Below are 19,879 nucleotides of genomic sequence, written 5' to 3'. Positions count from 1 at the left end.
CTCCTATCGGTGACTTCGCTTTAAGCTGCACTGCTTGTTCAGCTTACGCTCAGGCTGCGCTAGAATCGGCGCCCTGAATCTTGATCTACATCATCATGCGGGCGGTCGCGCCCTGGCACACTAGCGCCCGGGACGTCTCCCCAACACCGCGTTCGATGGGAACCTGACATGAGCACAGCACTTGAGCACCCGACCTACAACTACAAGGTCGTCCAGCAGTTCGCGATCATGACGGTAGTGTGGGGCATCGTGGGTATGGCCCTCGGTGTCCTCATCGCTGCCCAGCTGGTCTGGCCGGAACTGAACCTTGGCCTCCCCTGGACCAGCTTCGGCCGCCTGCGCCCCCTGCATACCAATGCGGTGATCTTTGCCTTCGGTGGCTCGGCGCTGTTCGCCACTTCCTATTACGTCGTGCAACGTACCTGTCAGACCCGTCTGGTTTCCGACAAGCTCGCCGCCTTCACGTTCTGGGGCTGGCAGGCGGTGATCCTGCTGGCGATCGTGACTCTGCCCATGGGCTATACCAGCTCCAAGGAGTACGCCGAGCTGGAGTGGCCGATCGATATCCTGCTCGCGGTAGTGTGGATCAGCTATGCCATCGTCTTCCTGGGCACCATCAAGATTCGCAAGACCCCGCACATCTACGTCGCCAACTGGTTCTATGCGGCCTTCATCCTGACCGTCGCCGTGTTGCACATCGTCAACAGCGCCGCGATTCCGGTCGGCGCCCTCAAGGCCTATTCCATTTACCCCGGCGCCATCGACGCCATGGTGCAATGGTGGTGGGGGCACAACGCCGTCGGCTTCTTCCTGACCGCCGGCTTTCTGGGCATGATGTACTACTTCGTGCCCAAGCAGGCCGAGCGCCCGATCTACTCCTATCGCCTATCGATCGTTCACTTCTGGGCCCTGATCACCACCTACATGTGGGCCGGTGCCCACCACCTGCACTACACCGCGCTGCCTGACTGGGCCCAGTCACTGGGCATGATCATGTCGATCATTCTGCTGGCCCCCTCCTGGGGCGGCATGATCAATGGCATGATGACCCTCTCTGGGGCCTGGCACAAGCTGCGCACCGATCCGACCCTGCGCTTCCTGGTGGTGGCTCTATCGTTCTACGGCATGTCGACCTTCGAAGGCCCGATGATGGCGGTGAAGACCGTCAACGCCCTGTCCCACTACACCGACTGGACCATCGGCCACGTTCACGCGGGGGCATTGGGCTGGGTGGCCATGATCACCATCGGCTCCATCTACCACCTGCTGCCGCGCTTGTACGGCCGGACCGAGATGTTCTCGGTCAAGCTGATCGCCGTGCACTTCTGGCTGGCCACCATCGGCACCGTACTGTACATCGCCGCCATGTGGGTCAATGGCATCCTGCAAGGCCTGATGTGGCGCGCGGTCAACGCCGACGGCACCCTGATGTACACCTTCGTCGAAGCGCTCGAGGCCAGTCATCCCGGCTATGTCGTACGCTGGATCGGTGGCGTGTTCTGGCTGACCGGCATGCTGATCATGGCCTACAACGTGTACGTGACGGTCAAGCGCAGCGCTACCGCCTACCAGCCGATTCCACAGTCCGCCTGATTAACCGGGGAACCTGACACCGATGAGACACGAGATTGTCGAAAAAAACGTTGGCCTGCTCGCCGTGCTGGTCCTGGTGGTGATCAGCTTCGGCGGCCTGGCCGAGATCGTGCCGCTGTTCTTCCAGAAGGAAACCACGCAGCCGGTCGAGGGACTGGAGCCGCTCTCGGCGATGGAGCTGGAAGGCCGCGACATCTACATCCGCGAGGGCTGCGTGGGCTGTCACTCGCAGATGATTCGCCCGTTCCGCGCCGAAACCGAGCGCTATGGCCACTACAGCGTGGCCGGCGAGTTCGTCTACGACCACCCCTTCCTGTGGGGCTCCAAGCGTACCGGCCCTGACCTGGCTCGGGTCGGCGGGCGCTACAGCGACGACTGGCACCGCGCGCATCTCTACAATCCGCGCGACGTGGTACCGGAGTCCAAGATGCCGGCCTATCCCTGGCTGTTCGAGAACACCCTCGACGGCGAGGGCATCGAAGGCAAGATGCGCACCCTGCGCCGCATGGGGGTGCCCTATAGCGACGAGCAGATCGCGGGCGCTCGCGCGGAGGTGCGCGGCGAGCAGGAGATCACCGCGCTGGTCGCCTACCTTCAGCAACTGGGCACCGTGCTCAAGGACACGCGCTGATCATGGATATGGGCACCTTCCGCGGGATCACGACCCTGCTGATCATGATCGCCTTCCTCGGCGTCGTGGCATGGGCCTATTCGAAGCGCCGCAAGCGGGACTTCGACGAGGCCGCCAACCTGCCCTTCGCCGATGAGGAAGAACCATTGCACCGTGACAATCGCGCCGCGACCGGCGAGAGCCAATCCCGACATGACAAGGGAGACCAGAACACATGAATAACCTATGGGGCGACTCTCTCTCCGGCTTCTGGAGCGCCTGGATCATCGCCATCACGCTCGGCACCATCGCCTTCTGTGCCTGGGTGCTGCTCGCCAACCGGCGTACCGACAAGGTACCCGATGTCGAAGGCAACGTGGATACCACCGGCCACACCGCCGATGGCATCGAGGAGTATGACAACCCCCTGCCGCGTTGGTGGTTCATGCTGTTCGTCGCCACCATCGTCTTCGCCCTGGGGTACTTGGCACTCTACCCCGGCCTCGGCAACTTCTCGGGCCTGTTGGGCTGGACCCAGGAGAGCCAATGGGAGCAGGAAGTGGAGCGTGCCAATGAGCGTTATGCGCCGATCTTCGCCCAGTACCAGGACGTGCCGATTCCCGAGTTGGCCCAGAACGGCGAAGCCATGCGTGTCGCCGAACGCATCTTCCTCAACAACTGCGCCGTCTGTCATGGCTCCAACGCCCAGGGTGGCTATGGCTTTCCCAACCTGACGGATGATGCCTGGCTCTACGGTGGCGAACCGGAGAACATCGTGGCCACCATCACCAACGGGCGTAACGGCCTGATGCCTTCCTGGCAGCAGCTCGGCGCGCAGAACATCGAGAACGTGGCGCAATACGTGCTGTCGCTGTCGGGCCTCGACCACGATGCACAGGCCGCCGACCAGGGCCAGGCGATCTTCGCTGCCTCCTGCGTGGCCTGTCACGGTCCCGACGGCACCGGCAATCAGGCCTTGGGCGCCCCCAACCTGACCGACGACGCCTGGCTCTATCGCCAGCCCGGCCAGGACATCGCCGACGCCGTGCGCCAGACCCTGCGCAACGGGCGTAACGGCCATATGCCATCCCAGGCCGCCTATATCGGCGAGGAACGCGTCCACCTGGTTGCTGCCTATGTCTACAGTCTGAGCCACCAGAACTGAGTGACGACGGGTGCGGCCTGGAGTCGCACCCGCTCTTTTCCTTCCCCTCCAACCGCTAGAATGACCGCATCCTCACGCCCGCAGGCCTCCGCCGTGGTAATAGCATGCCCGACAAGATCCCGACCCGTGATGTAACGCCCGCCCCTGCCGTCGGCCAGCACGACCCCGGCCAGGCCGTGCAGCAGGAGATGTATGCCAAGCGTCGTCACATCTATGTCCGCGAGATCAAGGGTCTCTTCCAGCGCATTCGCCGCAGCGCCAACTGGGTGTTGATGGCACTGTTCTTCGGTATCCCGTGGGTCACGCTCGGCGACCGACCGGCGGTGCTTTTCGATCTGCCGGCCCGGGAGTTCCATATCCTCGGCGGCACCTTCTATCCCCAGGAGTTCATTCTGCTGTCGTGGCTGTTGATCATCTGCGCCTTCGGCCTGTTCCTGATCACGGTCTTCGCCGGCCGCGTGTGGTGCGGCTACACCTGCCCACAGAGCGTCTGGACCTTCCTGTATATCTGGGTCGAGCACAGGTTGGAGGGCCCACGCCACCGCCGCATCAAACTCGACAAGCAGCCGATGGATGCCGACAAGGCCTGGCGCAAGACGGTCAAGCATATCATCTGGCTGGCGATCGCCTTTGCCACCGGCGCGACCTTCGTCGGCTACTTCACGCCGATTCGCGAACTGGCCGTGGATATCGCCACCTTCGGCGTCGGCGGCTGGGCGATCTTCTGGATCGGCTTCTTTACCGTCTTCACCTATCTCAACGCCGGCTGGCTACGCGAGCAGGTATGCATCTACATGTGTCCCTATGCCCGCTTCCAGTCGGTGATGTTCGACAAGGACACCCTGATCGTGTCCTACGATGCGGCTCGCGGTGAGCCGCGCGGCCCGCGCAAGAAGCGCCTCAGTTACGAGCAGGCCCGGGCGGCCGGCCATGGTGACTGCATCGACTGCGACCTCTGCGTCCAGGTCTGCCCCACCGGCATCGACATCCGCGAGGGATTGCAATACGAATGCATCACCTGCGCGGCCTGTATCGATGCCTGCGACAGCGTGATGGACCGCATGGGCTATCCTCGCGGCCTGATTCGCTATACCACCGAGCATGCTCTGGAAGGCGGCAAGACACACATCGTGCGCCCCCGCCTGCTCGGCTATCTGGCAGCATTGCTGGTGATGCTGGGTCTGTTCGCGTGGGCGATCGCCGGGCGAACCCCACTGGAGTTCGACGTCGAACGTGACCGCCACCAGCTCTATCAGATGACCCAGGACGGTCGCATCAGCAACGTCTATACCATCAACATCCGCAATCTCGACGACCGCGACCACACCTATCGCTTCAGCGTGGAGGGCCTGCCCGGCCTGACTCTGGTAGGCAACGACCGGGTCACGGTCGGCGCCGGTGAGAGCCGCCGACATACCTTCGAAGTCATCGTCGACAGCGAGGTCATCGACCGGCCCAGCCATGAGCTGCAAGTCACCCTCCAGGCCATCGAGGATGACGACATCCGCCAGCAGCACGAAACGCGCTTTATCGGAGAAATCAGAAGATGACCGTGGAATCCAAGCGTATCCCGCCCTGGTACAAGCAGTTCTGGCCCTGGTTCCTGCTTGGTCTGCTGCTGTCCTCGATAGCCGTCAGCACCACCTATCTGGTGCTGTCGATCACCACTTTCGACGGCATGGTCGAGGACAACTACTACAAGCGAGGGCTGGCCATCAACGAGGTCATCGAGCAGGACGAGCATGCCGCCAGGCTGGGCCTGAGGGCCGACCTGCGTATCGATGACCTGACTGGTGACATGACTCTCGACCTGTCGGGAGAGCAGCGCCCCGAGCGCCTCTATCTGGCACTGATCTTTCCCACTCAGGGCGATCGCGATCTGGACCTGGTACTGGAACATGTCCGCGACGGCCGCTATGTCGGCCAGGTGCCTCGCCAGTTGCAACATCGCTGGTATATGCAGTTGCGTCCCACGCAGCAGGCCCCCGCCTGGCGGCTGACGGCCGAGGCCCGCCTGCCGACGCGCGAAGCCATCGCCCTGACGCCGGCCACCCAGAAGGACAACTGATGGGGTGGCCAGCATGAGCGTGGACGCCGGCGTGGAGGCGGCCGTTCGAGAAGGCCACTGCTATCATTGCGGCAGCGAGTTACCGGCGGGAGCCCCCTGGCGCATCCAGTTGGCGGACCAGGAGCATTTCCTGTGCTGCCCCGGCTGCGAGGCGGTGGCGCAGGCCATCGTCGCCGGGGGGCTGGAAAGCTACTACCGCTTTCGCAGCGAGCTCCCCGAACGCCCCGACGATCGTCAGGCGGTCCGCGCCGAAACCTGGGCGGTCTTCGACGACCCCGAACTGCAACGCCAGTTCGTGCATGCCGATAGCGGCGACGAGGGAGCACGGGTCACGACGCTGGCGGTAGACGGCATCACCTGTGCCGCTTGCGCCTGGCTGATCGAGCACCGCCTCAATGCACTGGACGGCATCGTCTCCAGTGCCATCAATCTTACTCATCACCGCCTGCGGGTGGCCTGGGATCCGCAGCGCCTCGCGCTGTCGCGGATACTCGCCGAGCTGGCAGCGATCGGATACGTCGCTCAGCCCTACGAACCCGACCAGGCCCAACAACGCCTGCAGCACGAGGAGCGCATGGGCGTGCGGCGCCTGATCGTTGCCGCCGTGGCGATGATGCAGGTGATGATGTTCTCGATCCCCCTCTATGTCAGCGGCTCGGAGGGACTGTCGACGGACTTCCTGGCACTGTTCCACTGGCTGTCGTTTGCCCTGACCACGCCGGTGGTGCTGTTCTCGGCCATGCCTTTCTTCCGCAACGCCGTACGCGACCTGCGCACCCGGGTACTGGGCATGGATGTGCCGGTGTCGATCGCCATCGGCGGCGCCTACCTGGCCAGTGGCTATGCGGTGATCAGCGGCACCGGCGAGGTGTATTTCGATTCGGTGGCGATGTTCACCTTCTTCCTGCTCTTCGGCCGCTACCTCGAGATGCGCGCCCGACGCCGAAGCGGCCAAAGCGGCAATGCCCTGTCCGGCGCCCTGCCGCTATCGGCGGTGCGCCTCACGGAGAGTGGCGCGGAGCGCATCCTTCCCGCCAACCGGCTCGAGGTGGGCGATCGTGTCCTGGTCAAGCCCGGTCACGGCGTCCCCGCCGACGGGGTGATCGAGGACGGCGAATCGAGCCTCGACGAATCCATGCTCAGCGGGGAGTATCTGCCGGTGACCCGACGCCTCGGCGACAGCGTCACCGGTGGCAGTCAGAATGTCGAGAGTCCCCTGGTCGTCCGCGTGACCCATGCCGGCCGCGATGCCCGGGTCGCCCGTATCGTCGACCTTACCGACCGCGCCTTCGCCAGCCGCCCCAAGATCGCCGAGGTGGCCACGCGCATGGCGCATCTGTTCGTGCTGCGCCTGCTACTGGTCACCGTGGGCGTGGCCGCGGTGTGGTGGTTCATCGACCCCTCGCGGGTACTGTGGGTCACGCTGTCGGTGCTGGTGGTGACCTGTCCCTGCGCCCTGGCGTTGGCCACCCCCACCGCCCTGACCGCCGGCCACGGCCAGTTGCGCCGACGCGGCGTCCTGGTCACGCGCGCCCATGCCATCGAAGGGTTGTCCCAGGCCACACGCGTGATCTTCGACAAGACCGGCACCCTGACCAGCGGCAAGATGCAACTGGTCGACACCCGACTGATCGATGAGAAAGGCGGCAATGCCGAGCAGGCGCGCTCCCTGGCCGCGGCGCTGGAAGCACACTCCGAGCATCCCATCGCCCGGGCCTTCCGCCCGTTCCGCCTGGCCTCGGTACACGCCAGCGACGTGACCAGCCATCCCGGCCTGGGCCTGGCCGGCCGGGTCGACGGCCGTCACTACCGCCTCGGCAAGCCCGACTTCGCCGCCCCCGCCCAGCGCCTGACGCCCCCGGGCGAGGGCCAGTGGCTGCTACTCGCCGACGAGGGCGAGCCACTGGCCTGGTTCGCCCTGCACGATCACCTGCGCGAAGACGCCCCCGCCACCGTGGACGCCCTCCGCGCCTTGGGAGTCGAAGTCGAACTGCTGTCCGGCGACAGCCCCGAAGCGGTCGGCGAACTGGCCACCCAGCTGGGAATCGGGACCTGGCATGCCGCGGCCAGTCCGGAAGACAAGCTGGCTCGTATCAAGGCGCTGCAGGCCGAAGGCGAGACCGTGGTGATGGTCGGCGACGGGATCAACGACGTGCCGGTACTGGCCGGCGCCGACGTGTCCATTGCCATGAACGGTGCCACCGACCTGGCGCGCACCAGCGCCGATGCCGTCTTGTTGAGCCCCCGACTTTTGCGTATCGTCGAAGCCATCGAGATCACCCGCGCCGCGCGCCGTATCATTCGCCAGAACCTGATCTGGGCGGTGTGCTATAACTTTTCGGCCCTGCCGTTGGCCGCCATGGGTATCGTTCCCCCGTGGGTGGCAGCACTCGGTATGTCGGCCAGCTCACTGGTGGTGGTGGGCAACGCCCTGCGACTCGGTCGCTTTCGGAGTTCGCACACCCCCGATAGCGTCTCTCGTGTGCAAGCGGAGCCCGCATGAGCATACTCTATCTGCTGATCCCGCTGACGCTGATTCTGTTGGCCATCGCCGTGTGGGCCTTCTTCTGGGCCGTCAAGAACGACCAGTTCGAGGACCTGGAAGGGCCGGCCCACCGTATCCTCTTCGATGAGGACGAAAACGACCTTCGGCCCGAGGAGCGTCGCCGTCGCGCTGAAGCCCGCCGGGTCACCCAGGACGATGCCGGCGGCGACCCGGCACCCGATAACGACGAGACATCCCCCCGCTAATGGATCCGACCGGCCTCGACCTGCCCCCCCTGGCCGCCGCCTTCGTCTTTGGCCTGCTGGGTGGCGCGCATTGCATCGGCATGTGCGGCGGCATCATGAGTGCCCTGAGCTTCGCCGTGCCTCCCAGCATGCGCAGTGCCACGCGACTCTCCGGCCTGCTGCTCGGCTACAACCTGGGACGCGTCTCGAGCTACATGCTCGCCGGCGCCATGGTCGCCGGCCTGGGTACCCTGCTAGGGGGGGTCGCCGGCGAGATACGCCTCGTGCTGCAGGTGCTGGCCGCGGCCATGCTGATCCTGATGGCACTGTACATCGCCAACTGGTGGAAGGGACTGCTGCACGTGGAGGCCCTGGGCCGCCGCTTGTGGCGCCACCTGGAACCGCTCGGCCGCAAGCTGATGCCGGTGGTCAGGATTCCCCAGGCGTTCGCGCTGGGGGCGGTGTGGGGCTGGCTACCCTGCGGGCTGGTCTACTCGATGCTGGCCTGGAGCCTGGCGGTGGCCGAACCGGTGCGGGGCGCGGCCCTGATGGGTGCCTTCGGCCTCGGAACCCTGCCGGCACTGCTGACCACGGGCTTCGCGGCGCGTGGCCTCGGCAGCCTGATTCGCCACCCGGCCACCCGCACCCTCGCCGCCACGCTGATCATCGCCTTCGCCATCTGGCAGCTGTGGAACCTATTGCCCGCCTCGCCCAGCCCTTCACATCACTGAGCCCGAAGCCCGAAGCCCGAAGCCCGAAATCAGTGTGTTCTTCAAGCTTCCAGCCGCGAAGCGGCGCTCTTCCAGCTTCGAGCTTATGACTTACAGCTCGTTGAACGCCTCGATCCGCATTTCGCGCTGACGCGCCTGCTTGACTTCCAGCCCCTGGAAGTCGAACAGCTCGCGGTCGGCGAGTTGCGAGGGCGCCACATTGGTCACCGCCTTGAACATGGTTTCCAGTCTTCCGGGATGCTTGGCCTCCCACTCGGCGAGCATCTCCTTGACCACCTGGCGCTGCAGGTTGGGCTGCGAACCGCATAGGTTGCAGGGAATGATCGGGAATTGCATCTGCCGAGCGAACTCGGCGATGTCGGCCTCACGGCAGTAGGCCAGCGGACGGATGACGATATTCTTGCCATCGTCGGAGAGCAGCTTGGGCGGCATCGCCTTGAGGCTGCCGCCGAAGAACATGTTGAGAAACAGCGTCTCGAGGATGTCTTCGCGGTGATGGCCGAGCGCTACCTTGGTGGCACCGATCTCCTCGGCGAAACCGTACAGCGAGCCACGCCGCAAGCGCGAGCACAGTGCGCAGGTGGTCTTGCCTTCCGGCGTCTTCTCCTTGACCACCGAATAGGTATCGCGTTCGAGGATCTGGTAGTCGACACCGATCGACTCGAGATACTCGGGCAGCACATGCTCAGGGAACCCCGGCTGCTTCTGGTCGAGGTTGACCGCCACCAGCGAGAAAGCCACCGGTGCATTGCGCTGCAGGCTCCTGAGGATCTCCAGCATGGTATAGGAGTCCTTGCCACCGGACAGGCACACCATCACCTTGTCGCCATCCTGGATCATCCCGTAATCGATGATCGCGTTGCCGACCTGGCGCCGCAAACGCTTTTGCAGCTTATTGAATTCGCGCTTTTCCTTGGCGGATGCTACCTCGGTGGCATCACGCCCCGCCTCATCGGGACGGGGCTGAAAAGCGGCATGGGTCATGATGGCATCGGACATGATCACACGAAGAATGACGGAAAATGGACACCCATCATACCACCGCCGGCGGGACGCTGACGATCACCCCCCGGAATCACCAGAGAGCGCAGCATCCAGCAGCAGGGGTCGCTCAGGGCTCAGCCTCCACGTTGCGCACTCTTGTGCAGTCGCACATACATCAATGCGGTGGTGACCGCGTCCCCGAGCGCCGTATGGCGCCCCATGAGCGGCACCTGAAGGGCGGATGCCACGCTTTCGAACCCCGGACACGCTTCAAGCTCGGGGTGGTTACGGCGTAGTCCACGGGCATAGCGTTGTGCGACATCGATCACGCTATTGGGCAGATCGAAGCCCACATACGGCCGCAAGTGGCGGTTGATCACCGTAAGGTCGAAATCGATGTGCCAACCCAGCAAGGGGCGGTTGCCGACGAATTCCAGCAGCTTGGTCAAGGCGTCGCCAACACAGTCTCCGCCGTCGAGGTCGATACCGCGCAGGCCATGGATACGGATCGAATCGCCGGTCAGGCTCGCTGGGCGCTGCAAGCGCAGATCCAGGGAGTCGCTGGTCAGCACGCGATCACCACGCACCTTGACCGCCGCCATCGATACCAATTCCGCGCTGCGCGGATCAAGCCCGGTGGTTGCGCAGCCGATGGCCACCAGTTCATCGCCCGTATAGGGATTGAACAACCATCCATAGTCGCCACCAGCCTGGCGGCGGCGATCGGCGGCACGCCTCAGTGTCCTCAACATCGCCATGCTCCTGTCATGCCCGGTCGCGTCATGTCGTCAATACTCGAGGTGAAAACGGTGTGAAAGACGTTGCTTGAAATCCTTGACGATATGCAGTGCCTCGCGCAGCAGGTCACGTTCGAGTGACGACAACTCCTGCACCACCACACGATTGGCATCGCGTTCCTTCCCATCGCCACCCAGACGCGCCAGTTGCTGCTTGAGACGCAACTCGGTGAACAGTGACAGCGCCTCGCCCAGATCCTCGGCAAAATGCTCCTCCAGTCGCCCCTCCTCGGCCAGCGCATCGAGGCGTTCCAGTGTCGAGGTGGCCCGGATGCGCCGTTCCAGCGCCAAGGTGCGCACTCCATGGACGATGGGAAAGATAGCGCCCTTCTTGATATCGATGCCGTGCTGCGGTTTCTTCAGCGAACCGAACAGGGTCAGCGGCGTGGAAAAGCGCAACGCGGCACGCGCGAAATGCGATAGCAGCAACTCATCGTGCGAACAGCGCTCGAACAGTTCGTCGCGCAGCCTCTCCAGCAAGCGTGGGTTACCCGTCACCGCATGGGCGTCGAGCAGGATCGCCAGGTTCATCAGGCTGTCGCCGTCGCGCCTGCCGGCCCAGCGGGCGATCTTGCCGCGCCATTCCGACTCACTGCCCACCCAGGCCGGATTGGAAACCATGATATTTCCCGGGCAAGGTGGATAGCCCAGGCGAATCAGGGTTTCGGTGACCCGTTGCATCTGTGCCTGGCAATCCGGCCAATCGGCATCGTCGGCGAGGATCAGGCCGTTGTCCTGGTCGGTCTTGAGGATCTGCTCCCCGCGCCCCTCACTGCCCATCACCATCAGACAACTGTGGTCGAGGTGATGAGCATCGACCAAAAAGCCGAAGGCCTTGGCCATGATGCGGCCATTGAGCGCCGCCAACAGCCCCATGGCGAAGCGCAACTTGACTCCCTGTGCCATCAGCGCCTGCACCAGTTCCGGTGTGCGGGCACTGGCCCTCACCAGCTCATCGAGGCTATCGGCCTGTTCCACCTGCAGGCTGACCACGTAACTGCGGCTGGAGAAGTAGCTGAGCACGTCGGTCAGCTCGACCACACCGACCGGTTTACCCTCCTCTACCACCACTACCCTGGCCACCTTGTGGCGCGTCATGTGCACCAGCGCTTCGAACAGGTACTGGTCGGGCCTGGCGGTCACCAGCTCGAAATGGGCAATACCGAGGACACGACTGGCCTGGTCGAGCCCTTCCACGATCAGGGCATTGAGCAGATCGGTCTTGGTCACCATGCCGTAACGCTCGCCACTGCCCACCAGCAGGCTGTCGGCATGGCTATCGTTGAGCGTATTGACCGCCTCGGCAATGCTGGTGGTCTCGCCGACCAGCAGCGGCTCACGCATGCACTCGCTGATTCTGGCCAGCATGAAGCCGGCCATGGTCACCCCTCCCGCGGCACGCCGCTCGGTCAGCAGTCGTGCCTTGTGAGCCAGGCTCTGGCGGAAGAATTCAGCGAAGGCCGGATAGTCGTCGCACAGGCGCTCGAACAACGCCTTGGGCATCAGGTAGCAGAGGCTTTCCTGCTCGGTCTTGAAACGGTAGCGGCTCTTGCCGTTCAGGATGCTGATAGCCCCGAACAGATCCCCCGCCGTGTAGTGGCCGATACGTGCCTGAGCACTCGGCAGCGTAGTGTCCAGCTCCGCGACTTCGCCCTTGTGGATCAGAAAGACGAATTCGCCGGGCCGGCCTGCGTCGAGGATGATCTCGTCGCTGTCGAAGTAGGCCAGATCGATGCCACTGCGCACACGCTCCCGCCCAGCCTCGTCGAGCAGCGTGAAGGGGGGTTGAGTGAGATCGACATCGATCATGAGCCTGCCCTCGTCATGTTGAACGAACCTACGCCGCCCCCGCGCCGAACGGACAGAACATTCAGTGTTTTCTTTACCGAACCACCCTGCTGCTGCTCTTTGACCCAGCGTCCCATCCAAGAATGCTTGGCTGATACCGATACATTCCATGGTCGCCGGTGTTATTCGTGAAGGTAGGCATGACGGCAGCGCCTTCCGGGCTCGACACGGCTGCATCGCGCAATCGTCTTGCCATTAGCCGACAAAATGATTCGCTCGGCATCAAAAACCTCGACGGCCTGACAGGGCGACTCGTATCGTAATGGTTCCGCCAGAATAGCAACCTAATGTTTTAAGACAAAAGCTAGACTATCGTTCTAGGCAACGCGGACTAGACTATTGTTCCATATGCTGCCGCCCTAGACCATCGTCCTATACTTGGCCTACCCAGGCTGCTCTTATCTGCAAGAAAAATTCACAACCCATTGTTTTTAAAAAACTTTATTTACAGACCACTCCATCAACTTTTCCTTATGATACCAAAGTATGGGATTTTATTTCTCCATTTGTTGATCAATATTGCTCTTGACTCATAGGGGCTAATCGCACGTCGATAATATGCTTCGACGAAGGGATAACAACTAAACTCTCAGTGCAACTCCCTCACATCACAACAAGCGGAGAGCAACACTATGGCAGACGATAAATCCAATGCCGCTGCTTACTGGAAGGCGAATGTCCGCCTGATCACCGGCTGCCTGATTGTCTGGGCACTGGTGTCCTATGGCTTCGCCATTCTGTTACGTCCAATGCTGTCCGGCATTCCCATCGGTGGCACGGATCTGGGCTTCTGGTTCGCCCAGCAGGGATCCATCCTGACCTTCATCGGCATCATTTTCTTCTATGCCTGGAAAATGAATCGGCTCGACAAGAAGTTCGGTCTTGAGGAGTAAGCCAGCATGAGTCAATTTGCGATCAACGTTCTCTTCGTCGGAGCCTCCTTCGCCCTCTATATCGGCATCGCGATCTGGGCCAAGGCCGGTTCCACCAAGGACTTCTACGTCGCCGGTGGCGGCGTTCACCCGGTCACCAACGGCATGGCGATCGGGGCTGACTGGATGTCCGCGGCATCGTTCATTTCCATGGCGGGTCTCATCGCCTCCGGAGGCTATGCCAACTCCACCTTCCTGATGGGCTGGACAGGTGGCTATGTACTATTGGCCTTGCTACTGGCCCCCTACCTGCGCAAGTTCGGCAAGTTCACCGTGCCTGAATTCATCGGCGACCGTTTCTACAGCAGGTCGGCGCGTCTGGTGGCGGTGATTTGCCTGATCGTGGCTTCGGTCACCTATGTTATCGGCCAGATGGCTGGTGCCGGCGTGGCCTTCTCGCGCTTCCTGGAAGTCGAGGCGACCACGGGCCTGATCATCGCCGCCGTCGTGGTGTTCTTCTATGCGGTGCTGGGGGGCATGAAGGGCATCACCTACACCCAGGTGGCCCAGTACCTCGTACTGATCGTGGCTTACACCATTCCCGCGATCTTCATTTCCCTGCAGCTTACCAGTAACCCCATCCCCATGTTCGGCCTGTTCAGCACACATAGCGAATCGGGCGTACCGCTGCTGGCCAAGCTCAACGAGGTGGTCACCGCCCTGGGCTTCAACGAGTACACGGCGGACGTGGACAACAAGCTGAACATGGTGCTGTTCACGTTGTCGCTGATGATCGGTACCGCCGGCCTGCCGCACGTCATCATCCGCTTCTTCACGGTACCCAAGGTGGCCGACGCGCGCTGGTCCGCAGGTTGGGCCCTGGTGTTCATCGGCCTGCTCTATCTGAGCGCGCCGGCCGTGGCTTCCATGGCGCGCCTGAACCTGGTCACCACCATCTATCCGGACATGGCGGGCCAGGTCGAGAACTACGAGGAAGCGGCAACAAACCCCATCGCCTACGAAGAGCGACCCGACTGGATCCGGACCTGGGAAGAGACCGGCCTGATCACCTTCGAGGACAAGAACAACGATGGCAACATCCAGCTCTATAATGGTGCGGCCGATTTCTCCGAGCGCGGTTGGGAAGGCAACGAGCTGGAAGTCAACAACGACATCCTGGTACTGGCCAACCCGGAGATCGCCAACCTGCCCGGCTGGGTGGTCGGCCTGATTGCCGCTGGTGGCTTGGCCGCGGCCCTCTCCACCGCAGCCGGCCTGCTGCTGGCGATCTCCTCGGCCATCAGTCATGACCTGATCAAGGGGGCGATCAATCCCAATATCACGGAGAAGGGCGAGCTCCTGGCCGCTCGGGTGTCGATGTCCCTGGCTATCATCGTGGCCACCTACCTTGGGGCCAACCCGCCCGGATTCGCCGCCCAGGTCGTGGCGCTGGCCTTCGGTATCGCCGCCGCTTCCCTGTTCCCGGCCCTGATGATGGGGATCTTCTCCAAGCGCATCAACAACAAGGGTGCCATCGCCGGCATGCTCGCCGGCCTGATCTTCACCCTGGTGTACATCTTCATCTACAAGGGCTGGTTCTTCATCCCGGGTACCAACAACCTGCCGGATACCGCGGATAACTGGGTGCTCGGCATCTCACCGCTCTCCATCGGCGCGGTAGGTGCCTTGATCAACTTCGCCGTGGCCTACGCTGTCTCGAGCGCCACCGAAGAGCCGCCGCAGGAAATCCAGGATCTGGTGGATAGCGTGCGCTATCCGAAAGGTGCTGGCGGTGCGATCAGCCACTAAGTCATAATGATCCCCGGCCCGGCAGGCCCGGGCGCGGGATCGAACCCAATCGGGCTTCCCACCGGGAAGCCCGATGTCATTGAAGAAGGGCGACACATGATTTGGCATCTGATTGCAGCACTGTTCGCCGGCCTGGCGGCGGCGGGAGTGGGGCTGCTATTGCGTTCCCTGAGTGGCAAGCGGTTGCCACGCTGGATCATTCCGGTATGCGGTGGCCTGGGCATTCTCGCGTTTCAGATACACCACGAATACTCATGGTTTCACTACAAGCAGCAGCAATTGCCGGAATCGGCCAAGGTGGTATCCACCGAGGAAGAGCGAATGTTCTGGCGCCCCTGGACCTATCTGTTTCCCCTGACCGTTGCTTTCAGCGTCGTCGACCGGGACAACGTAGTGACCACGCAGGGCAATGAGGAACGGCTGGTCGAATTCATCCTGTATCGCTTCGAGAAGGAATACATCGACGTGGTGAAGCATCAAGCGCACCTGATGAACTGCACGGCCCGGGAAACGCTACCGCTGATGGGCGACGAGCGCCGCCCCCGTGTCTCGGAACTGCGTCGCGTCGAGGCCTCCGATCCCCTGTTTCAAGCAGTTTGCCCCACGCCGTGACCCGTCGGGCTCGCCTCCGTTGCTGTCCCGCCATGGTGGCCCGGCTGCCCTCCTGGCCTGCATTGCCCTAGAATAGGCGCACACAGAGGGGGAGTATGCATGTTCGCTGGCTGGCTCTTGATCGCCATTTCGTTGACCTACATCGCCGTGCTGTTCGCCATCGCCTGGCGCGGAGACCGCCGTGCCCAGGCGCATGGCGCTACCCAGCGCCGGCCGGTGATCTACAGTCTGGCACTGGCCATCTACTGCACCTCCTGGACCTTCTATGGCGCCGTGGGCCAGGCGGCGACCTCGGGGTGGTCTTTCGCCAGCATCTTCGTCGGCCCGATCCTTACCTTCCTGCTGTTCTGGCCGGTGCTGGCGAAGATGATCCGGGTGGCCAAGCACCAGAACGTGACATCGATCGCCGACTTCATTGCATCGCGCTATGGCAAGACCCAGTCGCTGGCCGCCTTCGCCAGCTTGGTGGCGTTGATCGGCACCCTGCCCTACATCGCCCTGCAGCTCAAGGCGGTATCGGCGGCCTTCACAGTGCTCACCAACACCTCGGATATGACCCGAACTCCTCTGTTCGCCGATACCGCTTTTTATGTCGCCGCGGTGATGGCGCTGTTCGCGATCCTGTTCGGTACCCGTCACACCGACGCCACCGAACACCACGAAGGCCTGGTGCATGCCATCGCCTTCGAATCGCTGGTCAAGCTGCTGGCCTTCCTGGTACTCGGCGCCTATGTCACCTGGGGCATGTTCGATGGCCTGGGCGACCTGCTGGGGCGCGCCGACCAGCAACTCGAGCTGCAGCGTCAACTCGCCGAGCAGGATTTCGGACACAGCTTCTGGGCCCAGACGCTGCTGGCGATGCTGGCGATCTTCTGTCTGCCACGCCAATTCCATGTCGCGGTGGTCGAGAACACCCATCGTGACGACGCTACCCGGGCACGCTGGCTGTTTCCGCTGTACCTGGTCGCCATCGGCTTCTTCGTGCTACCACTGGCAGCCGCCGGCCTGACCATCTTTGCCGGCACCGGGGTGGAGCCGGATACCTATGTGCTGGCGCTGCCCATGGCCGCCGACAACGAGTTGCTGACCCTGCTGACCTTCATCGGCGGGTTCTCGGCAGCCACCGGCATGGTCATCGTCGCTGCGGTGGCGGTGTCGATCATGATCTCCAACGAGATCGTCATCCCGCTGCTGTTCCGCCTGCGCTGGTTCGACGCCAAGCCCCGCGACTACGGACGCCTGGTGCTGCGCGCTCGCCGCGTGACCATCGTGGTGATCCTGGCCCTGGCCTACGGCTTCTACCAACTGATCGCCGAATACAGCACCCTGGCCTCCACCGGCATGCTGTCGTTTGCCGCCGCTGCCCAGTTCGCTCCCGCCCTGCTGGGCGGTCTGTACTGGAAGCGTGGCAACCGCCTGGGGGTCATCGTCGGCATGAATATCGGCTTCGCAATCTGGGCCTATACCTTGCTGTTGCCGGCACTGATCAATGCGGGCATGCTGCCCGGCAACTGGTTGGATGGTGGCCCCCTTGGCATCGCCTGGCTGTCACCCAACCAGTTGTTCGGCCTCAATATCGGCGATGGCTTCACCCATGGGGTGATGCTGTCACTGGGGCTCAATCTGTTCTGCTATATCTTCGTCTCGCAGATGACCCCCCAGCGGGTGGTCGAGCGCATCCAGGCCTCGCTGTTCGTCGACAGCGTCGAGACCCGCCAGACCTCGGTCAACCGGCCCTGGACCGGCGCCACCACGGTGGGCGATCTTAAGGTATTGTGCGAACGCTTCCTGGGCGCCAGTCAGGTGAGCCGCGCCTTCGACGACTATGCCAGGCGCACCGGCAAGTCGCTGGAGGATACTGCTCGCGCCTCCATCGACGTCATCCAGTTCACCGAACGCTTCCTGGCATCGGTGCTCGGTGCCTCCTCGGCGCGCATTGTCGTCAACTCAGCCCTGCAAGGCCGCGGCATCGGTATCTCGGACGTGATCTCGATCGTCGACGAGGCCTCGCAGGTGCTGGAGTTCAACCGTGCCCTGCTGCAGGCCACCATCGAGAACATCAACCAGGGCATCAGCGTGGTCGATCAGAACCTGCGGCTGGTGGTATGGAACCAGCGTTATCTGGAGCTGTTCCGCTTCCCCGACCACCTGATCCGTGTCGGCGCGCCGATCGACAAGATCTTCCGCTATAACGCCCACAACGGCGAATACGGCCCCGGCGACCCCGAGGAGCATGTCGACCTGCTGATCGACAACATCCGCCAGGGACAGCCCCATCGCTACGTGCGCTACCGCCAGGACGGCAGTGTGCTCGAGGTCCAGGGCAACCCGATGCCCGGCGGCGGCTTCGTCTATACCTACCAGGACATCACCCAGCAGAAGCGCATCGAGGAAGCGCTGATCCGCTCGGAAAACAATATCCGCATCTACACCGACAACGTCCCCGCATTGATCGCCTATTTCGACAAGGAGTGTCGCTACCTCTTCACCAACCGCGCCTACGAGCAGGCCTTCGGTGTCGATCGCAACGCGGTCATCGGCGAGCGCGTGGAGAGTGTGATGCCGACGGCCATCGCTCGTGAGCGGGCACCATGGATGAAACGTGCCCTGGATGGCGAGCGCGTCAGCTTCGAGATCTCGTTGGACGATGGCGAGGGGGGCACCCGCTACATGCTGGTCACCTATACGCCTCACTTCGGCGACAGCGGTGCGATCCTCGGCTTCTTTGCCCTCTATCAGGACATCACCGAGCGGCGCCTGGCGGAAATCGCCCTCAAGGAGACTAACGAAAACCTCGAGGAGCGGGTGCGCGAACGTACCCAGGCGCTGTCGGAAGCCAACGCCGCCCTGCGTCAGGAGAACCGCGTGCGGGCCGAGGCCGAGCAGGCGCTGCGCCAGGCCAAGCAGGTCGCGGAAGATGCCAATGCCTCCAAGACACGCTTCCTGGCCGCCGCCAGCCATGACCTGCTGCAACCGCTCAATGCCGCAAGGCTGTTCACCTCGGCGCTGTCCCAGGACATGGACGCCACGGACATGAGGCGTACCATCGGCCATATCGACAATTCGCTGCAGGCCGCCGAGGAGTTGCTCGGCACGCTGCTGGACATTTCCAAGCTGGACGCCGGTGCCTTGACGCCCCGCCGCAGCCACTTCGCCCTGTCCGAGATTTTCCGCCCGTTGCGGGCCGAGTTCGAGGTCATGGCCGAGGATCGTGGCCTCGATCTGGTGGTGGTAGCGACCCGCTGCTGGGTCGACAGCGATGCCCAGATGCTCAGACGCATCGTGCAGAACTTCCTGTCCAACGCCATCCGCTACACCCAACAGGGTCAGGTGCTGCTCGGCTGCCGCCGGCACGGCCAGCGGCTGTCGATTGAGGTCTGGGACAGCGGCCCGGGGATTCACGAGTCCAAGCTCAGCGAGATCTTCCAGGAATTCCGCCGTCTCGATCAGGCCTCGCGACACAAGGAAAGCGAAAAGGGGCTGGGCCTGGGATTGTCCATCGCCGACCGCATGAGCCGCGTGCTCGATCACCCGATTCGGGTCCGTTCCTGGGAAGGCGTTGGGACAATGTTTTCGGTCAGTGTACCGATGGTGACACCGGAAGCACGCGAACAGGCGGCCGAGGACGCCCCACCGAGGCGGGCCGGTAACAAGCTGGCGGGCGCCCGGATCATTTGCATCGACAACGAGACGCTGATCCTCGAGGGCATGAAGGCGATGCTCTCCGGGTGGGGCTGCGAGGTATTCACCGCCACCTCCATTGGGGGGGCCAAATCGGTCCTGCGCCACCTCGACAGTGATCCCGATGCCATCCTCGCCGACTACCACCTCGACAACGAGGTCACCGGTCTGATGGCACTGGAGGCCTTGGCCGAACGTAGCGAGGGCGCCGTACCCGGGATCGTCATCACTGCCGATCGCACCGAAGAAGTCGCCGAGGAGATCAAGCGCAGCGGCTACCAGTTGTTGCTCAAGCCGGTGCGACCCGCCGCCCTGCGCGCGCTATTGACGCGCACCCTGCAGGCCAGCCGCGCGATGCGACAGGAAGGCTAGCGCGCTT

General features: G+C 63.1%; 16 protein-coding genes. 13 read left to right on the top strand and 3 right to left on the bottom strand.

The annotated features are described in order from the left end of the window. The first annotated feature begins 168 nt into the window (after positions 1 to 168). The 9 genes from ccoN to ACFOEV_RS13585 all read left to right on the top strand — a co-directional run bounded on the left by ccoN (position 169) and on the right by ACFOEV_RS13585 (position 8,897). Positions 169 to 1,593 (top strand): cytochrome-c oxidase, cbb3-type subunit I, encoded by a 1,425-nt coding sequence (ccoN, locus tag ACFOEV_RS13625; RefSeq protein ID WP_386774821.1) that lies wholly within the window; start codon positions 169 to 171, stop codon positions 1,591 to 1,593. Positions 1,594 to 1,615: 22 nt separating this feature from the next. After that, on the top strand, positions 1,616 to 2,224 hold the full coding sequence (gene ccoO / locus ACFOEV_RS13620; protein ID WP_386774819.1) for a cytochrome-c oxidase, cbb3-type subunit II: 609 nt from the start codon (positions 1,616 to 1,618) through the stop codon (positions 2,222 to 2,224). Positions 2,225 to 2,226: 2 nt separating this feature from the next. Next, a complete protein-coding gene (locus ACFOEV_RS13615; protein ID WP_386774817.1) occupies positions 2,227 to 2,442 on the top strand; it encodes a cbb3-type cytochrome oxidase subunit 3 in 216 nt (71 codons plus the stop codon). Continuing rightward, the gene (ccoP, locus tag ACFOEV_RS13610) at positions 2,439 to 3,368 is read left to right on the top strand and encodes a cytochrome-c oxidase, cbb3-type subunit III (RefSeq protein ID WP_386774815.1); all 930 of its coding nucleotides are present in this window, start codon (positions 2,439 to 2,441) and stop codon (positions 3,366 to 3,368) included. The genes ACFOEV_RS13615 and ccoP overlap by 4 nt, the downstream gene beginning before the upstream one ends. Positions 3,369 to 3,472: 104 nt before the next feature. Next, positions 3,473 to 4,918, top strand: coding sequence for a cytochrome c oxidase accessory protein CcoG (ccoG, locus tag ACFOEV_RS13605; protein WP_386774813.1), 1,446 nt, complete (start codon positions 3,473 to 3,475; stop codon positions 4,916 to 4,918). After that, positions 4,915 to 5,436, top strand: a complete 522-nt coding sequence (locus ACFOEV_RS13600; RefSeq protein WP_386774811.1) for a FixH family protein — start codon at positions 4,915 to 4,917, stop codon at positions 5,434 to 5,436. The genes ccoG and ACFOEV_RS13600 overlap by 4 nt, the downstream gene beginning before the upstream one ends. A 13-nt stretch (positions 5,437 to 5,449) precedes the next feature. Continuing rightward, a complete protein-coding gene (locus tag ACFOEV_RS13595; RefSeq protein ID WP_386774809.1) occupies positions 5,450 to 7,939 on the top strand; it encodes a heavy metal translocating P-type ATPase in 2,490 nt (829 codons plus the stop codon). Then, positions 7,936 to 8,187 carry a cbb3-type cytochrome oxidase assembly protein CcoS gene (gene ccoS, locus ACFOEV_RS13590; RefSeq protein ID WP_386774807.1) on the top strand — a complete coding sequence of 84 codons (252 nt, stop codon included), beginning with the start codon at positions 7,936 to 7,938 and terminating at the stop codon, positions 8,185 to 8,187. The genes ACFOEV_RS13595 and ccoS overlap by 4 nt, the downstream gene beginning before the upstream one ends. Continuing rightward, positions 8,187 to 8,897, top strand: a complete 711-nt coding sequence (locus tag ACFOEV_RS13585) for a sulfite exporter TauE/SafE family protein (RefSeq protein WP_386774804.1) — start codon at positions 8,187 to 8,189, stop codon at positions 8,895 to 8,897. The genes ccoS and ACFOEV_RS13585 overlap by 1 nt, the downstream gene beginning before the upstream one ends. 90 nt (positions 8,898 to 8,987) lie before the next feature. On the opposite strand, the gene ttcA is transcribed toward ACFOEV_RS13585, so the two are convergent. The 3 genes from ttcA to ACFOEV_RS13570 form a co-directional block, all read right to left on the bottom strand. Next, a complete protein-coding gene (gene ttcA, locus ACFOEV_RS13580; RefSeq protein WP_386774802.1) occupies positions 8,988 to 9,896 on the bottom strand; it encodes a tRNA 2-thiocytidine(32) synthetase TtcA in 909 nt (302 codons plus the stop codon). A 119-nt stretch (positions 9,897 to 10,015) separates the two neighbouring features. Further along, positions 10,016 to 10,633, bottom strand: a complete 618-nt coding sequence (locus ACFOEV_RS13575) for a 3'-5' exonuclease (RefSeq protein WP_386774800.1) — start codon at positions 10,631 to 10,633, stop codon at positions 10,016 to 10,018. Positions 10,634 to 10,669: 36 nt separating this feature from the next. Further along, positions 10,670 to 12,487 carry a putative nucleotidyltransferase substrate binding domain-containing protein gene (locus tag ACFOEV_RS13570; RefSeq protein WP_386774798.1) on the bottom strand — a complete coding sequence of 606 codons (1,818 nt, stop codon included), beginning with the start codon at positions 12,485 to 12,487 and terminating at the stop codon, positions 10,670 to 10,672. 671 nt (positions 12,488 to 13,158) lie between these two features. On the opposite strand from ACFOEV_RS13570, the gene ACFOEV_RS13565 reads away from it, so the two are divergent. From ACFOEV_RS13565 to ACFOEV_RS13550, 4 genes are all read left to right on the top strand, one after another. Continuing rightward, positions 13,159 to 13,419 (top strand): DUF4212 domain-containing protein, encoded by a 261-nt coding sequence (locus tag ACFOEV_RS13565; protein WP_386774796.1) that lies wholly within the window; start codon positions 13,159 to 13,161, stop codon positions 13,417 to 13,419. Positions 13,420 to 13,425: 6 nt separating this feature from the next. Then, positions 13,426 to 15,207, top strand: coding sequence for a sodium:solute symporter family protein (locus ACFOEV_RS13560; RefSeq protein ID WP_386774794.1), 1,782 nt, complete (start codon positions 13,426 to 13,428; stop codon positions 15,205 to 15,207). Between the two features lie 96 nt (positions 15,208 to 15,303). After that, complete coding sequence (locus ACFOEV_RS13555) at positions 15,304 to 15,819, top strand: hypothetical protein (RefSeq protein WP_386774792.1); 516 nt, start codon at positions 15,304 to 15,306, stop codon at positions 15,817 to 15,819. Positions 15,820 to 15,918: 99 nt separating this feature from the next. Then, the gene (locus ACFOEV_RS13550; protein WP_386774790.1) at positions 15,919 to 19,872 is read left to right on the top strand and encodes a hybrid sensor histidine kinase/response regulator; all 3,954 of its coding nucleotides are present in this window, start codon (positions 15,919 to 15,921) and stop codon (positions 19,870 to 19,872) included. Positions 19,873 to 19,879: the final 7 nt, after the last annotated feature.

The sequence above is a fragment of the Litchfieldella rifensis genome, from assembly GCF_042646605.1.
Classification (GTDB): domain Bacteria; phylum Pseudomonadota; class Gammaproteobacteria; order Pseudomonadales; family Halomonadaceae; genus Litchfieldella; species Litchfieldella rifensis.
Note: the sequence above shows the minus strand (reverse complement) of the source record. Positions and strands in the feature narration are given on the sequence as shown.